Genomic DNA, 19,126 nt, shown 5'->3' with positions numbered 1-19,126 from the left:
CAGAAAACAGTTTCCCCATGTCGTCCGCCCAACAGCGGATCTGGTTCCTCCAGGGGATGGAGCCCGAGGGGACCGCGTACAACCTGACAGAGGCCTTCCGGGTGTCGGGGCCGCTGGACTTCGAGGCGCTCTCCCGTGCCGTGGACGCGCTGGTAGCCCGGCACGATTCCTTCCGCACCCGTTTCGTCGAGGCGGCGGGCGTGCTGCTCCAGGTGGTCGAGGACGCGCCCGCCGACTGCGAGTCCTCCGGCGTGCTCGTACTGAGCGACAAGGAGAAGGATTTCGCCCAGGACGGCGAAGGCGCGGTCAGGGAGTTCGTGGACCAGGTGGTCGACGAGCCCTTCGACCTCGCAACCGGCCCCATGCTCCGCCTCCGGCTCGGCCGTCTCGCCCCGCAGGACCACGTCCTGGTCGTGTCGGCCCACCACATCGCCTGCGACGGCTGGTCCATGGGCCTGCTGCTGTCCGAGCTGTCCGAGCTGTACCGCGCCGAACGGGGCGGAACGCCCGCCGGGCTGGCCGAACCGGACCTGCAGTATGCCGATTTCGCCGTCTGGGAGCGTGAACTCCTCGACGCCGAGCGCACGGCCGAGTACCTCGACTACTGGACCGGCCATCTCTCGGGTGTGCCGGCCCTGCTCCAACTACCGGCGGACAAGGCGCGCACAACGGCTCTCTTCCCCGCGTCGGGCACCTGCGAGTTCACCGTGCCGGAAGCCGTCGTCAAGGGCCTGCAGGCGCTCGGCAGCAGCTGCAAATCCTCCCTGTTCATGGTGCTTCTCGCCTCCTTCCAGACCTTTCTGTCCCGGCTGACCGGTGCACAGGACCTGGTGGTGGGCATCCCGCTGAGCGGGCGCACCCAGGAGGGCACGCAATCCCTCATCGGCATGTTCGTCAACACGCTGGCGATCCGCGGGGACCTGCGCAACAACCCAACCGTCCGTGAGTTCGTCACGCGGACCAGGGAGAACGTTCTCGCCGGCCAGGAACACGGCGAGCTTCCGTTCGAACAGATCGTCGAAGCCCTGAACCCGGATCGCGTCTCCGGTGTCAACCCGCTGGTGCAGGTGATGTTCCAGCTCCTGGACTCCGAGTTCTCCGGGGAACTGCTGCTGGACGGAGCCAGGGCCGAGAAGGTCCTGACGCCGCAGCAGACGACGTTCTTCGACCTCTCGCTCGACATGGTCCACGACGAACAGGGCCTGCGCGGCTCCTTCAACTACAGCGCCGACCTGTTCGAGGCGGAAACCGTCTCCAGGTTCGCGGACTACTTCCTCACCCTGCTGACGGCGTTCGCCGCATCCGACTCGGCACGCGTCTCGGAGCTGCCCCTGCTGCGCCCCGGGACCGAGCGTGTGGTGCTCGACCAGTACGGGTGCGGACCCTCGGTCGCCGTTCCCGACGGTGCCACCGTTCTCGGCTTCTTCCACGAGCAGGTAGCCGCACAGCCGCAGGAGATCGCGCTTGAGGACGCGGATCGCCAGTGGACGTTCAGCGAACTGAGCGGTGCTGTCGACGCGGTCGCCGCTGAACTCGGCCGCCGGGGCGTCGGCCGAGGTGACTGCGTGGGCCTCATGGCCGGGCGGTCGGGGCGTCTCTTCATCGGCATGCTGGGAATCATCAGGGCCGGCGCCGTGCTGGTACCGCTGGACGCCAGACCCTCACCCGAGCGGTTCCGCCACATGACCGAAGCGGCCGGGGTCAGGCTGCTCGTGGTCGACTCCGGGGTCGGTCCCGAGGCGATCGCATCCGAGGTGCCACGCCTTGACCTGAACGGTCTGGCACCTCTCGCCCAGCCGTTGGACCTCGCGCTTCCGCAGCCCTCGGACCTCGCCTACATCGTCTTCACCTCGGGTTCGACCGGGCTCCCCAAGGGGGTGCTGATCAGGCACGACTCCTTGGCGAACCTGTTCTGTTCACACCGGAACTCCCACTTCGCGGCCATGGCCCACTTTGCCGGGGACGTCCGGCTGCGGGTGGCGCACACCCTCTCCGTCTCCTTCGACGCGAGCTGGGACCAGTTGCTGTGGATGGTCAACGGGCACCGGCTGCTGGTCGTGGACGACGAGACCTGCCGGGACACGCAGATGCTGCTCGCGTTCCTTCGCCAGGAGCGCATCGACGTACTGGAGTCGACGCCGTCCCAGCTTGAGCAGCTCGTCGAGTTCGGTCTCCTGGACGGCGGACACCGTCCCTCACTGATGGTCCTGGGCGGGGAGGCGGTGCGGCCGTCGCTGTGGTCGCGGCTCGGTTCCGATCCCGGAGTGCTTGCGGTCAACCTGTACGGTCCCACCGAGTTCACTGTGGACGCCCTGGGCAAGACGATCGCCGAGGGGACGGTGCCGGTGATCGGGCGGCCGTTGGCCAACACGCAGGTGCTCATCCTGGACGCGCGGGGTGAGCTGGTGCCGCCGGGCGTGGTGGGTGAGCTGTACCTGTCGGGGCCGCAGCTGGCGGTGGGATATGTGGGTGATCCGGCGCAGACGGCTGAGCGGTTCGTGCCGAATCCCTATGGTGACGAGCCCGGTGCGCGGATGTACCGGACGGGTGATCTGGGCCGGTTCACCGTGGACGGGGACGTGGAGTTCCTGGGACGTGCGGACCAGCAGGTGAAGATCCGGGGGTACCGGATCGAGCCCGGTGAGATCGAGTCGGCGCTGCTGGGGCACCCCTGTGTGCGGGACGTCGCGGTGGCGGCCCGGCCCGATCAGCACGGCCGGCCCCGCCTCATCGCGTACGTCGTGACCACAGCTGTCACCTCCTCGGAACTGCGCGACTACTCGGCCGGGCTCCTTCCCGACTACATGGTTCCCAGCGCTTTCGTCCAGGTGCCGGAAATTCCGCACAACGTGAGCGGAAAGGTTTCCGCCGCCGATCTACCCGAACCCGGCGAAGAATCCTTCCACGTCGATTACGTCGCCCCACGGCCCGGCGCGGAGCAGGTCATCGCCGAACTCTTCGCCGAGGTCCTGGGCGTGGAGAACGTCGGAAGCCGGGACGATTTCTTCCACCTCGGCGGCCATTCGCTCGCCGCGGTACGCCTCGCGACCCGGATCCTCACGGTCATGGGCACGAAGGTCTCGCTCCAGGAGCTGTTCGAGAACCCCACGGTGGCCGGACTCGCCGCTCTCGTCCAGAGCGGGCCGGCGTCGGAGGAATCGATTCCGGTACTGCCGGAGCGTGCGTCGGACATCATGTCCTTCGCGCAGCAGCGCCTCTGGTTCGTCCAGCAGGCCGCGCCGGAGAGCGCGACGTACAACATGGTCGAAGCCTTCCGGCTCGACGGCCCGCTCGACATCGCCGCCATGTCCAAGGCGATCACGGCCATGGTGGTCCGGCACGAGGTGCTCCAGACCACCTACAGGGCAGGCGACCGTTTCCCGCTCCAGACCGTCGACCGCGACTGGCGGCCCGACATCGCCGTCCTGGACCTCAGCGCTCTGGCCGCCGAGCAGGCGGCGGAACGGGCCCGTGCATTCGTTCTCGACGTCCGAGCGCGGGAGTACGACCTGTCCCGCGGCCCGGTCTTCGAGGCAGCCGTCGTGAAACTCGCGCCACAGGAGCACCTGCTGGTCTTCGGCATCCATCACATCGCCTGCGACGGATGGTCGGTCAAGGTCATCCTCTCGGAGATCTCCGAGCTGTACCGGGCCCACGCCGAGGGGCGCGTTTCGGATCTGCCCAGGCCGCGCATCCAGTACCTGGACTTCGCCGCCTGGGAGCGGGACCCGCAGCGCCAGACGGAACTCGCCGGGCAGCTGCGGCACTACGTGGACGAACTGACCGGGGCGCCGGTCACCCTCGAACTGCCCCTGGACCACTCGCGCCCGCCCGTGCGCACGGGCAAGGGCGGCACCGTCCGCTTCACCGTCCCGCCTGACATGACCGAGGCGCTGGCCGAACTCGGACTCCGCCACCGCAACACCCTGTTCAACGTCCTCCTGGCCGCCTTCCAGGTCCTCGTGTCCCGGTGGAGCGGACAGCGCGATCTGCTGGTGGGCGTCCCCGTCGCGGGCCGGACCCGCGCGGAACTCGAAGGGCTGATCGGCTTCTTCGTCAACACCCTCCCGGTCCGTGGGGACCTCCGTGACGATCCCACCTTCGAGCAACTCCTTTCCCGGGTCCGCCAGGCCATCCTGTCGGCCTACGCCCACCAGGACGTGCCGTTCGACCGGCTGGTCGAAGCGCTGAACCCCGCTCGCACCCTCGGGATCAATCCGCTGGTGCAGGTCACCTGTCAGCTGCTCGAAGGAGAAGCGGCCGCCGATCTGAGACTCGACGGAATTTCCGTCAGCCAGTACCACGTGGATGTCGCCAGCAGTCGGTTCGACCTCTCGCTCGACCTCACGCGCCACGGCGGCGGCCTGCAGGGCGAGCTCGGCTATGACGCCGACCTCTTCGAGCCCGCGAGCATCAGGCATCTGGCCGAGTGTTTCCAGACGCTCCTGCACGAGGTCGTCCGGGACGCGGGCCGGCAGGTGTCCGAGCTTCCCCTGCTGTCGGACGCCGCGGCGCACAGGCTGCTGCGGGAGTACGGCCGCGGTGTCCGCGTACCGGTCACGGCCGGTACCGTCATCGACGCCCTGCGGGCCCGGGTGCGGGCATGTCCGGACCAGATCGCGCTGGTGGACGAGGACCGGGCCTGGAGCCTGGCCGAGCTGGAGCAGGCCATGGACCGGCTCGCCGCTCGCCTCCGCCAGGACGGAACGGTCCCCGGCGACGTCGTCGCGTTGTCCACACGACGAACGGCGGAGCTGGTCGTCGGGCTGCTCGGCATCATGTCGTCCGGCGCGGTCGCGCTGCCGCTCGACCCGGCACACCCGCGGGAGCGGGTGGAGGCGATGCTGGCCCTGGCCGGCGCACGCCGGTCGGTCGCCGACGCCCCGGACCCCCGGCTGGAGAGCACGACCACGATCGCCTTCCCCGGTCCAGCCGACGACCTCGATGTCACCCCACCGCCCGGCCCTTCGCCGTCGGATCCCGCCTACCTGGCGTTCACCTCCGGATCGACCGGCGTACCCAAGGGCGTCCTCGTCTCGCACGATGCGCTGGCGAACCTGCTCGCCACCCACAGCGCGCGGCCCGTCCCGGACGGCCGGCGACTGCGTGTCGCGCACACCGCGTCCTTCGCCTTCGACGCGGCCTGGGACCAACTGCTGTGGCTGATCGCGGGACATGAACTGACCATCGTGGGCGAGGAGACCCGCACCGACGCCGAGGCGCTCGTCGAGTTCACCCGGCAGCACACGATCGACGTGCTCAACGTTCCGCCGTCCTTCGCGGAACAGCTCGTCGAGTTCGGTCTCCTGGACGGCGAACACCGTCCCTCACTGATACTGCTGGGCGGGGAGGCGGTGCGGCCGTCGCTGTGGTCGCGGCTCGGTTCCGATCCCGGAGTGCTGGCGGTCAACCTGTACGGCCCCACCGAGTTCACCGTCGCGTCCGTGCAAGCGGTGATCGCCGAGGGGACGGTGCCGGTGATCGGGCGGCCGTTGGCCAACACGCAGGTGCTCATCCTGGACGCGCGGGGTGAGCTGGTGCCGCCGGGCGTGGTGGGTGAGCTGTACCTGTCGGGGCCGCAGCTGGCGGTGGGATATGTGGGTGATCCGGCGCAGACGGCTGAGCGGTTCGTGCCGAATCCCTATGGTGACGAGCCCGGTGCGCGGATGTACCGGACGGGTGATCTGGGCCGGTTCACCGTGGACGGGGACGTGGAGTTCCTGGGACGTGCGGACCAGCAGGTGAAGATCCGGGGGTACCGGATCGAGCCCGGTGAGATCGAGTCGGCGCTGCTGGGGCACCCCTGTGTGCGGGACGTCGCGGTGGCGGCCCGGCCCGATCAGCACGGCCGGCCCCGCCTCATCGCGTACGTCGTTCCCGACCAGCGGATCGACATGCCCGCGGAACGCGCGGCGTTCGTCGACTCGTGGCTGTCGGTGTTCGAGAACACGCACGAGACCGTCAAGTCCGCGGCGCAGGACGCGGATGCGGCGATCAAGGGCTGGACCGACAGTTTCACCGACCAGGACATCCCGGCACCGCAGATGCGGGAATGGGTCTCCACCACGATCGACCGCATCGTGGGGCTGGAACCCGGCCGTCTTCTGGAGATCGGAGCGGGAACCGGACTGCTCGTACGTCCCCTCTGCGAACGGGCCGACCTGTCGGTGTACGTGGCGACGGACTTCTCCGAACCCTCCGTCGAACTGCTGAACCGCATAGCCGATGAGGTGCGGGCGAGCGACCCCAGGCCGCCGCAGCTGGTGGTCGGACGGGCCGAAGCGCTCGGCGCCGCGGGGCTGGTGGAGGGCGAGTACGACACCGTGGTGATCAACTCGGTGGCCCAGTACTTCCCTTCCCTGATGTACCTGGAGCAGGTCATCGAGGAGGCCCTGTCCCGACTGACGGCGGGCGGACACATCTTCCTGGGCGACCTGCGGAACGGGGCGCTGCTCGAAGCGTTCTTCAGCCTCCGGCAGTTCCTGAGGAGCGGCGCCGACCCGGATGTGCAACTCGCGGACCAGGTCGCCCAGGCGATCCAGGCCGACGGGGAGCTGAGCATCGACCCCCGGTATTTCGTTTCGCTGCTCGACCGCCTCCCGAGAATCACCGGGGTCGAGATCGCACCGCGCCGTGGCACCTCGCCCAACGAGATGACCCTGTTCCGGTACGACGCGATCCTCCACGTCGGCTGCGCGAACGAACCCGGCGCAACCGCGTGGGAGACCAAAGTTCCGGGTCTTCGGCAGATCGAGGCACGACTCGCCGCCGAGGAAGAGCCCTTCGGATACCGCCGCGTGCCCAATGCCCGGCTTGAGGAGGCGCTGCGACTGCGGGACGCGTACGGGTTCACCGTCGCCGGCGAAGAACGGCCGGCCGACTTGCGGGGGATCGACCCCGAGGCGCTGTGGGCCCTCGGTGAACGCTACGGCTGGACGACCAGAATCGGATGGGGCCAGGGCGATGCCTACGGAACCATGGACGTCTCCTTCTCCCCGCCGGGCCGGCTCGGCCACTTCACGGCAAGCGATCCGCTCACCCGCTCCGGGCGGGCCTCGGTCCCGGCGATCCGGCTGCTGGCACCGTGGATGGAACGCAAGCTCACCTCGGTGCTGCGGGACAGCCTCGCCGGCCGGCTCCCCGACTTCATGGTCCCGCGTGAGTTCGTCTACCTCACCGACCTCACGCGGTCGGTGAGCGGGAAGGTGAGCCTCTCCGCGCTGCCCGATTCACTGCGGGCGTACGTTCCGCTCTCCGCCGAGGCCCCCGGCGCACCGGCCGGTGATCACGCCGACGTGATCGCCCGGGTGATGGGCTCCAGGCTGGGCGTCGCCGCCCTCGGCAGGGACGACGACTTCTTCGCCGCGGGCGGTGACTCCCTCACCGCCGCCATGTCCGTACGGGATCTGCGTGAGCTGGGACTGAACCTCTCGATCCGGGACGTGTTCCGCCACAAGACCCCTCAGCAGCTCGCAGCGTGTCTGCCGCAGCCCGCGGAGGACGCCCGATGAACCCGGCAACTCGGCATCCGGCGCTGGTCTGCTTGCAGGATGCGCCCGAACCTGCCCTCGACCTGGTGGTCGTTCCCGGCGCGGGCTGCGGCCCGACGTACTTCCACTCCTGGAAGGGCCTGCTTCCGGCCATGTGGCGGGTGCACGCCGTCTGCCTCCCCGGAAGGGGGAGCAGATACCGGGACGAGCCCTGCCGGACCCTCTCCGCGGCCGCCGACGAGGTCGGCGACGCGCTGGCCGCGGCGCGGATCCAGCGGCCGGTGTTCTTCGGGCACAGCCTCGGTGCGCTGCTCGCGTTGGAGGTGGCGGCACGCAGGAAGGACGTGGACCTGTTGCTGACCGCGGCCTGCGCGCCGCCGGCACCGGCACAGCCGATGCCGCGCCGCGACATCGAGGAGGCGGAACTGCGGGCGGAGATACGCGGGCTGGTCAGGGCGACGGGGGTGGATCCGGGAGAGCTCTTCGATGAACTCGTCGAACTCGGTCTTGAGGCGATGCTCGTGGACCTGGCGATGCTCGACGGGTACGTTCCGCCCGCGTCGCCGGTCGCCAGTGCGGCCGTCGCCTACTACGGCGACGCCGACGACGTGCCCGCGGGCTCCTGGGCGGACTACGCCACGAGCTCCGCGCAAACCGTGGAACTCCTCGGGAACCACGAATTCCCCCAGAGCAGACCCCAACCGCTGCTTCAGCACATCGCGCGTCAGGTGCAGCGGATCTGAAACCCCTGACTTCGGTCTGACGCCGGAACCCGTAGTGGTCGGCGAAGAATGACCGGAATTTCACATGCACTCGGATAGCAAGAACGAACGAAAGAGGAGATTCATATGTCCAGCCAGGTTTCGGAGAAGAGCGAGATCGCCGGTGCCGACCTGAACGGCTCCGTCGCCGCGGCCCAGAAGGCGACGGTCCGTTCCGTCTACCAGCAGGTGGCGGCCGAGTACGACGAGCGGATCCCCGGCGCGGGCCCCGCGGACGACATGTTCACCCAGGCGGAGCGGGACTTCATCTTCAGCAAGGTGCGGCCGGGCCAGCGGGTCCTCGACATGGGATGCGGTACCGGCCGGTTCACGGTTCCGATGGCCGCGCTCGGTGCGGAGGTGAGCGGCCTGGACATCTCCCGGGCGATGCTCGATGTCCTGCAGGAGAAGCTCGACAAGGAGAACCTCCAGGCTTCGCTGAACGAGGGCGACATGGCGAACCTTCCGTTCGAGGACGGTTCCTTCGACGTCGTGACGAGCATGCTCGCGCTCATGCACATTCCGGTCGACGACCGGGAGAAGGTCTTCGCCGAGGCGGCCCGTGTGCTCCGTCCCGGTGGGCGCATGCTCATCGGGGTGAAGAACTCGCTGATCGAGCAGTTCTTCCAGGGCGACCGCTTCGCGGCGGTGGACATCACCGACGTGGAGAGCAAGGAGCTGCGCTTCACCCAGACGCGGAGCGGCGAGGAGTACGTCGCGCCCTGGTACAGCTTCAGCCCGCAGGACCTGAACGCCCTCTTTGCCACCGCTGGCATGGTGGTGACGCATCTGCGGGGCAATTCCACCATCTCCGCCTGGCTGGCGGACGAGGTGCTGCGCGACAGCGGGGTGGCCGGCACGGTCCGCTCGCTGGAGCTGAAGCTCAGCGACGTTCCGCCGTTCAACCACCTCGGCTACCACCTGCTCGTGGAGGCCGTGAAGCCGGCCCGCTGAGGCATACCGAGCCCGAAACTGCCGGTGGCGGAGGCGTTTTGGTGTCTCCGCCACCCGCACCGAAGTCTCATCGGATCTGATGGCGCATTTGATGGTGCAGGGGAGAACAGCACGATGACGCATGAGAGCCGTGGTGCCGTCGTTGTGACAGGCGCTTCGTCGGGGTTCGGCGCGAGGACCGCGCAGGTGCTGGCCGAAGAGGGCCACCCCGTTGTCGCTGTCGCACGCAGAGCGGACCGCCTGGAGTCTCTGGCCAGTCATGACCCGCAGTTGAAGATCTGGCCGCTGGTGGCGGACGTGCGGAATGCCGACGCTCTCGCGAAGGCCTTCGAGGAACTGCCGGAGGAATACCGGAACGTGTCGGCACTGGTCAACAACGCTGGCCTGTCGAAGGGCCTGGAGCCCATTCAATCCGGCGACCGGAGCCTCTGGCGGGAGATGGTCGACACGAACATTCTCGGCCTTCTCAACGTCACCGATCTCATCCTGCCTCGTCTCGTGGCCCGCGGTGCCGGACACATCGTGAACGTGGGCTCGATCGCCGCCACCTACCCGTACCTCGGCGGCAACGTCTACGGCGCCACCAAGGCGTTCGTCCATCAGCTGACCCTGAACATGTGCGCCGACCTGCATGGGACCGGGGTGCGGGTGAGCTGCGTCGCGCCGGGGATGGCGAAGACGGAGTTCGCGCTGGTGCGCTTCGACGGCGACGCCGACCGGGCGGACCGGCTTTACGACGGCGTCGTCCCCCTGTCGGCAGATGACGTCGCCCAGGCGGTCAGCTGGTGCCTCTCCAGGCCGCCGCACGTCAACGTCAACATGATCGAGATCATGCCCACGGACCAGAACCTCGCTCTCGGGTTCCCCGCGAGTGGGCCCAGCCGATGAAAGCGGAGGAGATGGATCGCCCTCCTGGCGAAGGAGGACTGCTCAGCGGCTTTTCGATCCACCGCGCCCGGCTCGCGGACTGCCCGCTCATCGAGGAGATGTCCGCCTCCTTCGCCAGTCAGGACCTGCTGCTCCCCAGAACGCTCGGAGAGATCGCGAAGAAGGTCCATGAGTTCCTTGTCGTGCGCAGCGATACGACAGTCGCCGGTTGCGTGGGACTGACACCGCTCCACGACGAACTGCTCATATACAACCTCTGTATCTCCAGCGGAAACCAGGGGAGAGGCATAGGCAGCGCTCTTGTCGAACGCGCCGCCGACATCGGTTCGCAGCTCGGCTTCTCAGCACTTCTGGCCTCGTCCAAATACGCGGGTGACTGGTTCGTGCGCCACGGCTTCCGCGAGGTTGAACCGCTCGGGGAGACCGAAGACTGGCGGGGCCGGTTCACGCAACGCCAAGGCTCATCGATATATCGGAGAGTTCTCGTTCTCGGCTGAGAGCAGAGTCACAGGATAGGGAGTTTCGATGATTATTTGCGGGCTCAAGCTCACTCATGACGGTGCGGTGGCTCTGCTCGACGACGACACATTGGTCTTCAGTGTCGAGATCGAGAAGATCGCCAACGGCCGGCGCTACAGCGAGATATCGGATCTGGACATAGTCCCGCGGATTCTCGGTGATTTCGGATACAAGGTCGAGGACGTCGACGAGTGGGTCGTGGACGGATGGGACGGTGACGACCTCGGCCGACTGGAGCTGTCCGATCACGGTACGCCCGTCTCGCTGGTCGTCGGCCCCTACCGCGAGTCGAAGGTGTTCCCCGACCTGCTCAGCCCCAGTTTCACCGGGAACCTCAAGATCAACGGCGAGGTCTGCGTATACACCAGCTACCCGCACGCCGCCGGACACCTGGCGAGCGCGTACGCTTCGAGCCCCTTCGCTTCGCGCCAGGAGCCGGCGTTCGTACTGGTCTGGGACGGCGGACTGTTCCCGCGGCTGTACTGGGTGGAAGCGGGCCGGGTGGAGAACGGCGGAGAGCTGTTCCCCATGATCGGACACGCCTACGCGACGGCGGGCCACCACTTCGGGCCGTTCCGGCGGACCGAGCAGTCGGCGAACGTGGACGACCTGACGATCGCCGGAAAGCTCATGGCGTACATCGCACTCGGGCGGGCGCGGGAGGAAGTCCTGGTCATCCTGCGTGAAACCTTCCACAAGGTTTTCGAGAGCGACAGCCCCGAGGCCGTCGAGTACCGCCGTACGGTCGGCGGGTTCGGAAGCCTCTTCGAGCGGTCCATGCCGCCGCTGCACCGCTTCTACGACGAGGTGCGGGAGCGGGTGGCGCCCTCCGGGATCAGTGACGAGGACGTGCTCGCCAGCGTGCACACCTTCCTCGGCGAGCTGCTGCTGGAACGCATCGCCGCCAAGATCCGGGCGTGGAAGGGCGACGGGCCCTGGAACCTGTGCTTCGTCGGGGGCTGTGCTCTCAACATCAAGTGGAACAGTGCACTGCGCAGTGCCCCGCTGTTCAGCGAGGTCTGGGTGCCTCCGTTCCCCAACGACTCCGGCTCCGCCATCGGCGGCGCCGTGCTCGCCGCCGCGCGGCACACCGGGCTCGGCGCCATCGAGTGGCACGCGCGGCTCGGACCCGCCCTGACCCCCACCGAGGAGATCCCGGACGGCTGGACCTCGGCCTCCTGCGACCCCGCGCAGCTGGCGCGGTTGCTGCACGAGAGCGGGGAGCCCGTCGTCCTGCTCAACGGCAGGGCGGAACTGGGGCCGCGTGCGCTCGGTGCCCGGAGCATCATCGCCGCACCGACGTCGGCGGCGATGAAGGCGGAGCTGAACAGGATCAAGGGCCGCGAGTCCTACCGGCCGGTCGCCCCCTTGTGCCTGGTCGAGCAGGCCCCGGAGATCTTCGAACCCGGTACTCCCGACCCGTACATGCTCTTCGATCACCAGGTACGGGAGAGCTGGACCGAGAAGATCCCCGCGGTGATCCACCTGGACGGGACAGCCCGGCTCCAGACGGTCGCTCAGGAAGACGACCCGGTCCTCGCCGAGGTACTCAACGAGTACCACCGGCTCAGCGGAGTTCCGGTGCTGTGCAACACCAGCGCCAACCTCAACGGCAGTGGGTTCTTCCCGGATGTTGCGTCCGCGATGGCCTGGGGCAGGGTCGACCGGATCTGGAGCGAGGGAGTGCTGTACTCGCGCACCGCTCCTGCGGTCACGCTTCCCGTGGACCATCCCGATGGGGCCCGTCACTGATGTCTGAGCCCCAACTGGCGGTCCACGGCCGTCCGGCCAGGCCCGCGGCACGCAGCGCCGGCGGCCGCGGCCCGATCACCGTCATCAAGCTCGGCGGCAGCGCCCTGGTCGACAACGAGCTCAAGGCCGCCATCGCCCGCGATGTCGTCCGGGCCAGGGACGAGGGCCTGCGGCCGCTCGTCGTGCACGGTGGCGGCCCGCAGATCAGCGCCGAGCTTGCCCGGCGAGGTCTCGCCAACGAGTTCAGGGCGGGGCTGCGCGTCACCACGCCTGGTGCGATGGACGTCGTCCGCATGGTCCTTGTGGGCCAAGTGCAGCGGGAGCTGGTCGGGTTGATCAACCGGGACGGACCGCTGGCGGTCGGAATCTCCGGCGAGGACGCCGACACCATCACCGCGGTACGGCATCGTCCGGAGGCGGGCGGAGAACCCGTTGACATCGGCCGCGTCGGCGAGATCGTCAAGGTGGACACCGCTTTGCTGGAGGCCCTGCTCGGCCAGGGCTTCATCCCCGTCGTCTCCCCGGTGGCGCGCAGCGCCGAGGACGGGCTTGTCCACAACGTCAACGCCGACACGGCCGCAGCCGCGATCGCCGCGGGCCTCGGCGCCCGAGACCTCCTCATGGTCACCGATGTGAAGGGTCTCTACGCGGACTGGCCCCATGACGACGAGATCGTCAGCAGGCTGACCGCGGCCGAGCTCGAAGCGCTGCTTCCCCGCCTCACCTCGGGCATGCTGCCCAAAGCGGAGGGCTGCCTCAGGGCCCTGCGCGGCGGAGTCCGCAGCGCACGCATCGTCGACGGCCGGGTCCCCCACGCGGTTCTCACCGGCGCCCTCACGGACGAGCCGCTCGGCACGACCGTCGTGTCCGACGGTTGCTCCTCGCGGCCCCGGGAAGACAGGCCGCCGGCTGGAAGCGCTGGTGAGGTGTAGGCGGAAGAACAGGTGGCTGCCCGGCGCAGGATCTCGGGTCCGGGTCAGGTCGTCCCTACGGCAGCGGAGAGGCTGGTCGTGTGCAGCACCTGGGAGACGATGTGCTCGGAGTCCGGGCCGTGGAAGGTGTTGACACCGACACGGCGACGCCCCCACGCATCGGACTGCGCGTACCCCAGACCGAGGCCGAACACCCCGGGTACGGGCTTGTGCCGGGTGTCGACGAGCCGGCACCGGTCATCCACCGCTCCCGCGCGGACGCCGAGCCAGATGGGCCTCCCGTCGTGGCCGAAGAGAGGAACGTGCCGGGGCCGGTAGCCCGTCGCGTGGACGAGCAGGTCCGCCCGTGCGAGCAACCCGTACGCGGAGGGAGAACCGCTCTCGTAGAGCCGCAGCCGCGGTTCATGGCCCCGCAACGCGCGCAGGCACAGGGCCCGCGGCCCGGCCCGCAGCCCGTGGAAGCGATTCACCTTCCCGGACTCGGGACACACTTCGTGCCGCTGAGCGTGATCGGCCCGCGCCGACCGTGCTTCGCCCAGGTTCTCGTACGACAGGGCGAGACCACGGTGGATCAGGGCCAGCCCGTTGCGGGAAATGCTGTCGCCGAACCGCTTGAGAAGCAGCTCTGCGGTGGCGAACCCGCTGTGCGAGCCGCCCAGGATGACGGCAGTGCCGTCCTTGCGCAGTACCTCGGCCACCGCGTCGAAGTCCCCGCGCAGCAGCTGAGCGGAGCCGACCATCCGCTCGGCAGGAACACCGTGCCGAGCGGCGGTCGCACGGATGTCCTCGTGCCCACCGGTGGCCAGCACCACGCAGTCCGATGTGACCAGTGGCGATCCGTCCCGCGCGACGCTGGTCCAGGTACCGTCGGACTCGCGGCGTAGACCCGCGACATCGGCGCCGTAGCGCACACTCCCCGGAGCGGTCCGCTCCATCGTCTCGGCCAGGTCGTTCATGAACGCGCCGATGAGCGACAGCGACACCCGCCGATCGCGCAGGTCCCTCAGTGTCCGCCCGGCACCGCTGTCGAGGGTTTCCCCGAAGACTCCCCCGACGCGTATGCCGGCGATGAAATCCTCACCTTTTGAATTCGCGTCGATGACGTAGGGAAATCTGGAATTGCCGAGCGCGGTGGAACTCTCGGCGCGGTCCAGGAAGGCGATGCCCCCGTCCAGCAGAGACGTCAGTACGCCCATGCGGTCGGCGGCGACAGGAATTCCGAGTGCCGCAGGCCCGTATCCGACTACTTGGCAGAGAACCTTGCGGTGCACTGGCGAATCCTCCAACTGTCTGGGTGCCGGACAACCGCGTCGGCGCAGAGGCCGGGGTCGGCGTTGAGCACCCGCCAGGCGCTCAACGCCGACCCCGGGCGCGATCAGGCGCTCGGGGGTATGAGGCAGGTCTGCGACTTGGCGTATTCGTCATCGACGATCACTTCGAAGGCGGACTCGACGTTCTCGAACTCGTTCGCCATGATGAATTCCCTCCAGAAAGGTTTCGAATTCTTCGCCCGGTACTTTGGGCGCCACCCGGTGGGTGAGTTTCGAAGTGATCTCATCATTGCGCTCGCCTTCACCTGTGTTCCAGGGTTTTTCGCGGCGGGCGCCAGTCATGGCACGTGATAGACAGAGGATGTGTGCATCTCGAATTCCGAGACAGTTTGACGTTCCCACAAAAGATCACGTAGTGGCGCAGATTTCATCCGCCGTACGTGAACCTGAACGGCGCGAGGAACTGATGTGCTGAGCTTCGTGGTTGCCGGCCACCGTTCTCACGCTGGACCGTTCCCGCCATGCGTGAGCTCCTGCTGGACCTGGAGATCCCCCGCACCGCCGGCCGCCGTGGTTTCACGTGAAACGGGCGTGTGGGGCGGCGAGTTGTCACTCGTCGCCCCACACGCCCGTTCGTCAGATGAGCGTTACTCGCGGTCCTCGCCGCCAGTGTCCTCCTCCGCCTGCTTCGCCTGGACCTCCGGGTCCAGAACCGTGCCGCCACCCGACGTGGGCACCTCCGTCGCGGCGGGCGGTTCGACCAGCCAGTCGGGGTTGGCCTGCTTGTCCCACCACTTCCAGGCCGCGAAGGCACCGCCGGCCAGCAGGGCCAGCACGGCCAGCCCCTTGACGGCGCGGGCGCCCCGGCAACGACGCCCGTTCTTGCGGGCCAGTTTCTGGATGTCCTCGGCCGAGACCTGCCCGCGCAATGCCACCAGGGCGGCGGCTCCGCGGGCGGCTGCCTCATCACGGACCGGCACGGCCGCGGCCATGGCCTGCTCGATCTTCGGACGCGAGTACTCGGCGGCCTGCCGGGCCGCCTTGCGGGTGCGGGCGGCGGCCTCGTGGGCAGCGAGGTCCACCTTCGGCGGCACATGCGTACGGGCCTGCTCCAGACGTGGGGCGAGCCGGGCGTCGTACTGCACGCGGGCCTGATCGGCGGCCTGCGACATCACGGGCGCCAGCCGTACGCGTGCTTCGTGCGCGTAGAGCGCGGCACGCTCCTTGGCCGTGTCGGCGTAGGGCGCCACCACTTCCGCGGCGTGCAGCACGCTGTCCTTCGCCGAGCCGGTCGCGGCGCGCACGCTGTCGATGCGGGTCACGGGTTCCTCCTCCTCGGTGGCGTACGGTCATTCGACTTTCCACCCTTTTACGGATCATGCCCGCAGGAGACCTGCGCGGCACGCGAGGGCGGGCATATGGGTGCTGATTCCCCTTCGATGGGGGATAACGGGCAAGCCGGGCCTGCCGTCGACCCTGCCACGGATCGGTGCCGAGCGCGGCCTTCCCGGCCGAAGTCGCGGAAGTCCCTGGCCGGGCGGCGACGTACCGGCACCGCCGTGCGAGGATCGGGGGCGTCACAGAAAGACAACGGAAGGCAGATCGTGGCCGAGCAGCTGTACGCCACCCTGAAGACCAACCACGGTGACATCGTGGTCGAGCTCTTCCCGAACCACGCGCCCGAGACGGTCAAGAACTTCGTCGAGCTCGCCCGCGGCGAGCGCGAGTGGAAGCACCCGGGCACCGGCGCCGTCAGCAAGGACAAGCTCTACGACGGCACGATCTTCCACCGTGTCATCAGCGGCTTCATGATCCAGGGCGGCGACCCGCTGGGCACCGGCATAGGCGGCCCCGGCTACCAGTTCCGGGACGAATTCCACCCGGAGAAGTCCTTCGACCGCCCGTTCCTGCTGGCCATGGCCAACGCCGGCCCGGGCACCAACGGCTCGCAGTTCTTCATCACCGTCTCCCCGACGACGTGGCTGAACCGCAAGCACACCATCTTCGGCGAGGTCACCGACAAGGCCAGCCAGGCGGTCGTGCAGGAGATCGCGGCCGTGAAGACCGGCCGCAACGACCGTCCGGCCACCGACGTCGTCATCGAGTCGGTCGTCATCGAGACGCGCGAGGGCTGATCACCCACCCCGGCCCCTGAGGGAACCAATCGCCCCGCTCGTCCGTACCAACGATGAGCGGGGCGGGGCACGCCCGGGGGGCGGGCCCACGACGAGCAAGGGGAACCGATGGACCAGGCCGAAGGCAGCGCGCAGGGCGCCGCCCACAGCGTGCCCGTGTGCTACCGCCACCCGGACCGCGAGACCGGCGTGCGCTGCACCCGCTGCGAACGCCCCATCTGCCCCGAGTGCATGATCAGCGCCTCGGTCGGCTTCCAGTGCCCCGAGTGCGTGCGCGCAGGCTCCGGCACCGGGCACGCCCCGGCCGCGGCCACGCCGCGCACGATCGCCGGCGGCACCATGACGGCCGACCCGCGGTTGCTCACCAAGGTGCTGATCGGTATCAACATCGCCGTGTTCCTGGCGCAGCAGGCCGTCGGCAACACCTTCACCGAGCACTTCGAGCTGATCGGGCGGGCCTCGTACGTCCAGTACGGCCCCCTCCAAGGCATCGCCGAGGGGCAGTACTACCGCCTGCTGACCGCGATGTTCCTGCACGGCAACATCACCCACATCCTGTTCAACATGCTCAGCCTGTGGTGGATCGGCGGCCCCCTCGAAGCGGCCCTCGGGCGGGCCCGCTATCTCTCCCTCTACTTCGTCTCGGGCCTGGCCGGCAGTGCGCTCACCTACCTGCTCGCCGATCCTCTCCAGCCCTCCCTCGGCGTCTCCGGAGCGATCTTCGGCCTCTTCGGCGCGACCGGCGTGCTGATGCGCCGCCTCAACTACGACCTGCGGCCGATCCTCGGCCTGCTGGTGATCAACCTCATCATCACCTTCACCTGGGCGAACATCGCCTGGCAGGCCCACATCGGCGGCTTGGTCGCCGGTGTCGCCGTCGGCTACGCGATGATCCACGCCCCGCGCGAGAAGCGGACGCTGATCCAGTACGGCGCCTGTGCCGCCGTCCTCGCCGTCGTGGTGGTGCTCACGCTGGTCAGGACCGCTCAGCTCACCTGATCGGGGCCTGTCGGCGACCCCGCTGCCGAACCGTTGTCCACAGCGTGTGCCGGATCTTGTGCACCGCGTGCGGGCACAGCTGTGCCCCCTGTCGCTCGGATGTGTTTTCCCAGGTCAGACAGGGGGCGAACAGGTGTATGGGAACCGGTTGGGCAGTCACACCGGCGTCAACACTCGATGGGTTATCCACAGATCGTCTTTCTTTTCCCCATGTGGATAACCCCTGTGGATAACTCAGTGGATAGCCCTGGGGAGAGCTACTTCCACTGCGTGGAGACACCGAAGCCGGCGGCGATGAAGCCGAAGCCGACCACGATGTTCCAGTTGTCCAGCGCGTCGATGGGCAGCGAGCCGTCGGTCACGTAGAAAACGACGATCCAGGCCAGGCCGATGATGAACATGGCCAGCATGACGGGTGCGACCCAGGCGCGACTGTTCAGCTTGATCGCCTGCGCCTGCTTCGCCGGCGGCGGCGTGAAGTCGGCCTTCTTGCGGATACGTGACTTCGGCACGAGGGTCTCTCCTGTCGATGCGCTGCGTGGCCGCGCAGGTAACTGGGTCTGGCGCGTCCGTTAGCGTAGTGCTTCCGTGGCGCCGAAGGAGATAAGGGTACGTTGAGCAATTCTGCCGACTCCCCCGGGACGGGATCAACGGGTTCCGGCACTGGCCGCCGACTTCGTCTGCGCCCGGTGCGGATTCTGACGGCCGCCGTCTTCGCCCTCGCCGGGCTGATCTTCTTCACCAGCTTCAACACGGCCAAGGGCACCGACATCCGCCAGGACGGCTCCCTGCTGAAGCTGTCCGACCTGATCCAGCAGCGCAGCCGCAAGAACAAGGATCTGGACGAGTCCAACGCGGCCCTGCGCGGGAACGTCGAGTCCCTCGCCAAGAGCGACGGCGGCACCAGCAAGGCCCAGGACCGCACGCTCACCGGGCTGGAGTCGAGCGCCGGCACCCAGCCGCTCACCGGCCACGGCGTCACCGTCACCCTCAATGACGCCCCGCCCAACGCCACTGCCAAGCTCCCCGGCTACCCCCCGCCCCAGCCCGACTACCTGGTCATCCACCAGCAGGACCTCCAGGCCGTGGTGAACGCCCTGTGGCAGGGCGGCGCGAAGGGCATCAAGGTCATGGACCAGCGGCTGATCTCCACCAGCGCCGTGCGCTGCGTCGGCAACACCCTGATCCTCCAGGGCCGCGTCTACTCACCGCCGTACAAGATCACGGCGATCGGCGACTCCGGGAAGCTCCAGCAGGCGCTCGCGGACAGCAAGGCGATCCAGACCTACATGGTGTACGTCAACGTCTATGGCCTCGGCTGGAAAGTCACCGACGACGGGACGGTGACTCTTCCCGGTTACTCGGGCACAGTGGATCTGCACTACGCGAAGCCCGTGCAGTAGCCATCCGTCAGCCGTCCGTGAC

At 68.3% G+C, this 19,126-nt stretch carries 13 protein-coding genes; 10 read left to right on the top strand and 3 right to left on the bottom strand.

What is annotated here, in order from left to right; all coding sequences use genetic code 11:
* Positions 1 to 17 precede the first annotated feature (17 nt).
* The 7 genes from O1G22_RS20900 to argB all read left to right on the top strand — a co-directional run bounded on the left by O1G22_RS20900 (position 18) and on the right by argB (position 13,296).
* Entirely contained in the window at positions 18 to 7,511 is a 7,494-nt protein-coding gene (locus O1G22_RS20900) for a non-ribosomal peptide synthetase (RefSeq protein ID WP_270082737.1), read from the top strand.
* Complete coding sequence (locus tag O1G22_RS20895; protein WP_270082736.1) at positions 7,508 to 8,233, top strand: thioesterase II family protein; 726 nt, start codon at positions 7,508 to 7,510, stop codon at positions 8,231 to 8,233. The genes O1G22_RS20900 and O1G22_RS20895 overlap by 4 nt, the downstream gene beginning before the upstream one ends.
* A gap of 105 nt (positions 8,234 to 8,338) precedes the next feature.
* A complete protein-coding gene (locus tag O1G22_RS20890; protein ID WP_270082735.1) occupies positions 8,339 to 9,205 on the top strand; it encodes a class I SAM-dependent methyltransferase in 867 nt (288 codons plus the stop codon).
* A gap of 24 nt (positions 9,206 to 9,229) precedes the next feature.
* Positions 9,230 to 10,093, top strand: a complete 864-nt coding sequence (locus O1G22_RS20885) for an SDR family NAD(P)-dependent oxidoreductase (RefSeq protein ID WP_270082734.1) — start codon at positions 9,230 to 9,232, stop codon at positions 10,091 to 10,093.
* Positions 10,090 to 10,590: a GNAT family N-acetyltransferase gene (locus O1G22_RS20880; RefSeq protein ID WP_270082733.1), complete on the top strand. Its 501-nt coding sequence runs from the start codon at positions 10,090 to 10,092 to the stop codon at positions 10,588 to 10,590. Before O1G22_RS20885 ends, O1G22_RS20880 begins: the two co-directional genes overlap by 4 nt.
* A 28-nt stretch (positions 10,591 to 10,618) precedes the next feature.
* Complete coding sequence (locus O1G22_RS20875) at positions 10,619 to 12,364, top strand: carbamoyltransferase N-terminal domain-containing protein (RefSeq protein WP_270082732.1); 1,746 nt, start codon at positions 10,619 to 10,621, stop codon at positions 12,362 to 12,364.
* On the top strand, positions 12,364 to 13,296 hold the full coding sequence (gene argB, locus O1G22_RS20870; protein WP_270082731.1) for an acetylglutamate kinase: 933 nt from the start codon (positions 12,364 to 12,366) through the stop codon (positions 13,294 to 13,296). The genes O1G22_RS20875 and argB overlap by 1 nt, the downstream gene beginning before the upstream one ends.
* Positions 13,297 to 13,340: 44 nt before the next feature.
* Here argB and O1G22_RS20865 read toward each other — a convergent pair whose 3' ends face one another.
* Both O1G22_RS20865 and O1G22_RS20860 read right to left on the bottom strand, forming a co-directional pair.
* The gene (locus O1G22_RS20865) at positions 13,341 to 14,492 is read right to left on the bottom strand and encodes a hypothetical protein (RefSeq protein ID WP_270082730.1); all 1,152 of its coding nucleotides are present in this window, start codon (positions 14,490 to 14,492) and stop codon (positions 13,341 to 13,343) included.
* 722 nt (positions 14,493 to 15,214) lie between these two features.
* On the bottom strand, positions 15,215 to 15,889 hold the full coding sequence (locus tag O1G22_RS20860) for a DUF5324 family protein (protein ID WP_270082729.1): 675 nt from the start codon (positions 15,887 to 15,889) through the stop codon (positions 15,215 to 15,217).
* 282 nt (positions 15,890 to 16,171) lie between these two features.
* On the opposite strand from O1G22_RS20860, the gene O1G22_RS20855 reads away from it, so the two are divergent.
* Complete coding sequence (locus O1G22_RS20855; protein ID WP_225100343.1) at positions 16,172 to 16,702, top strand: peptidylprolyl isomerase; 531 nt, start codon at positions 16,172 to 16,174, stop codon at positions 16,700 to 16,702.
* 108 nt (positions 16,703 to 16,810) lie between these two features.
* A complete protein-coding gene (locus O1G22_RS20850; protein WP_270082728.1) occupies positions 16,811 to 17,701 on the top strand; it encodes a rhomboid family intramembrane serine protease in 891 nt (296 codons plus the stop codon).
* A gap of 257 nt (positions 17,702 to 17,958) precedes the next feature.
* Here O1G22_RS20850 and crgA read toward each other — a convergent pair whose 3' ends face one another.
* On the bottom strand, positions 17,959 to 18,213 hold the full coding sequence (gene crgA / locus O1G22_RS20845) for a cell division protein CrgA (RefSeq protein WP_270082727.1): 255 nt from the start codon (positions 18,211 to 18,213) through the stop codon (positions 17,959 to 17,961).
* 102 nt (positions 18,214 to 18,315) lie between these two features.
* Between crgA and O1G22_RS20840 the strand changes: the two genes are divergently transcribed.
* Positions 18,316 to 19,104 (top strand): DUF881 domain-containing protein, encoded by a 789-nt coding sequence (locus tag O1G22_RS20840; RefSeq protein ID WP_270082726.1) that lies wholly within the window; start codon positions 18,316 to 18,318, stop codon positions 19,102 to 19,104.
* Positions 19,105 to 19,126: the final 22 nt, after the last annotated feature.

It is taken from the genome of Streptomyces camelliae (assembly GCF_027625935.1).
Classification (GTDB): domain Bacteria; phylum Actinomycetota; class Actinomycetes; order Streptomycetales; family Streptomycetaceae; genus Streptomyces; species Streptomyces camelliae.
This window is presented reverse-complemented; position numbering and strand designations above follow the sequence as displayed.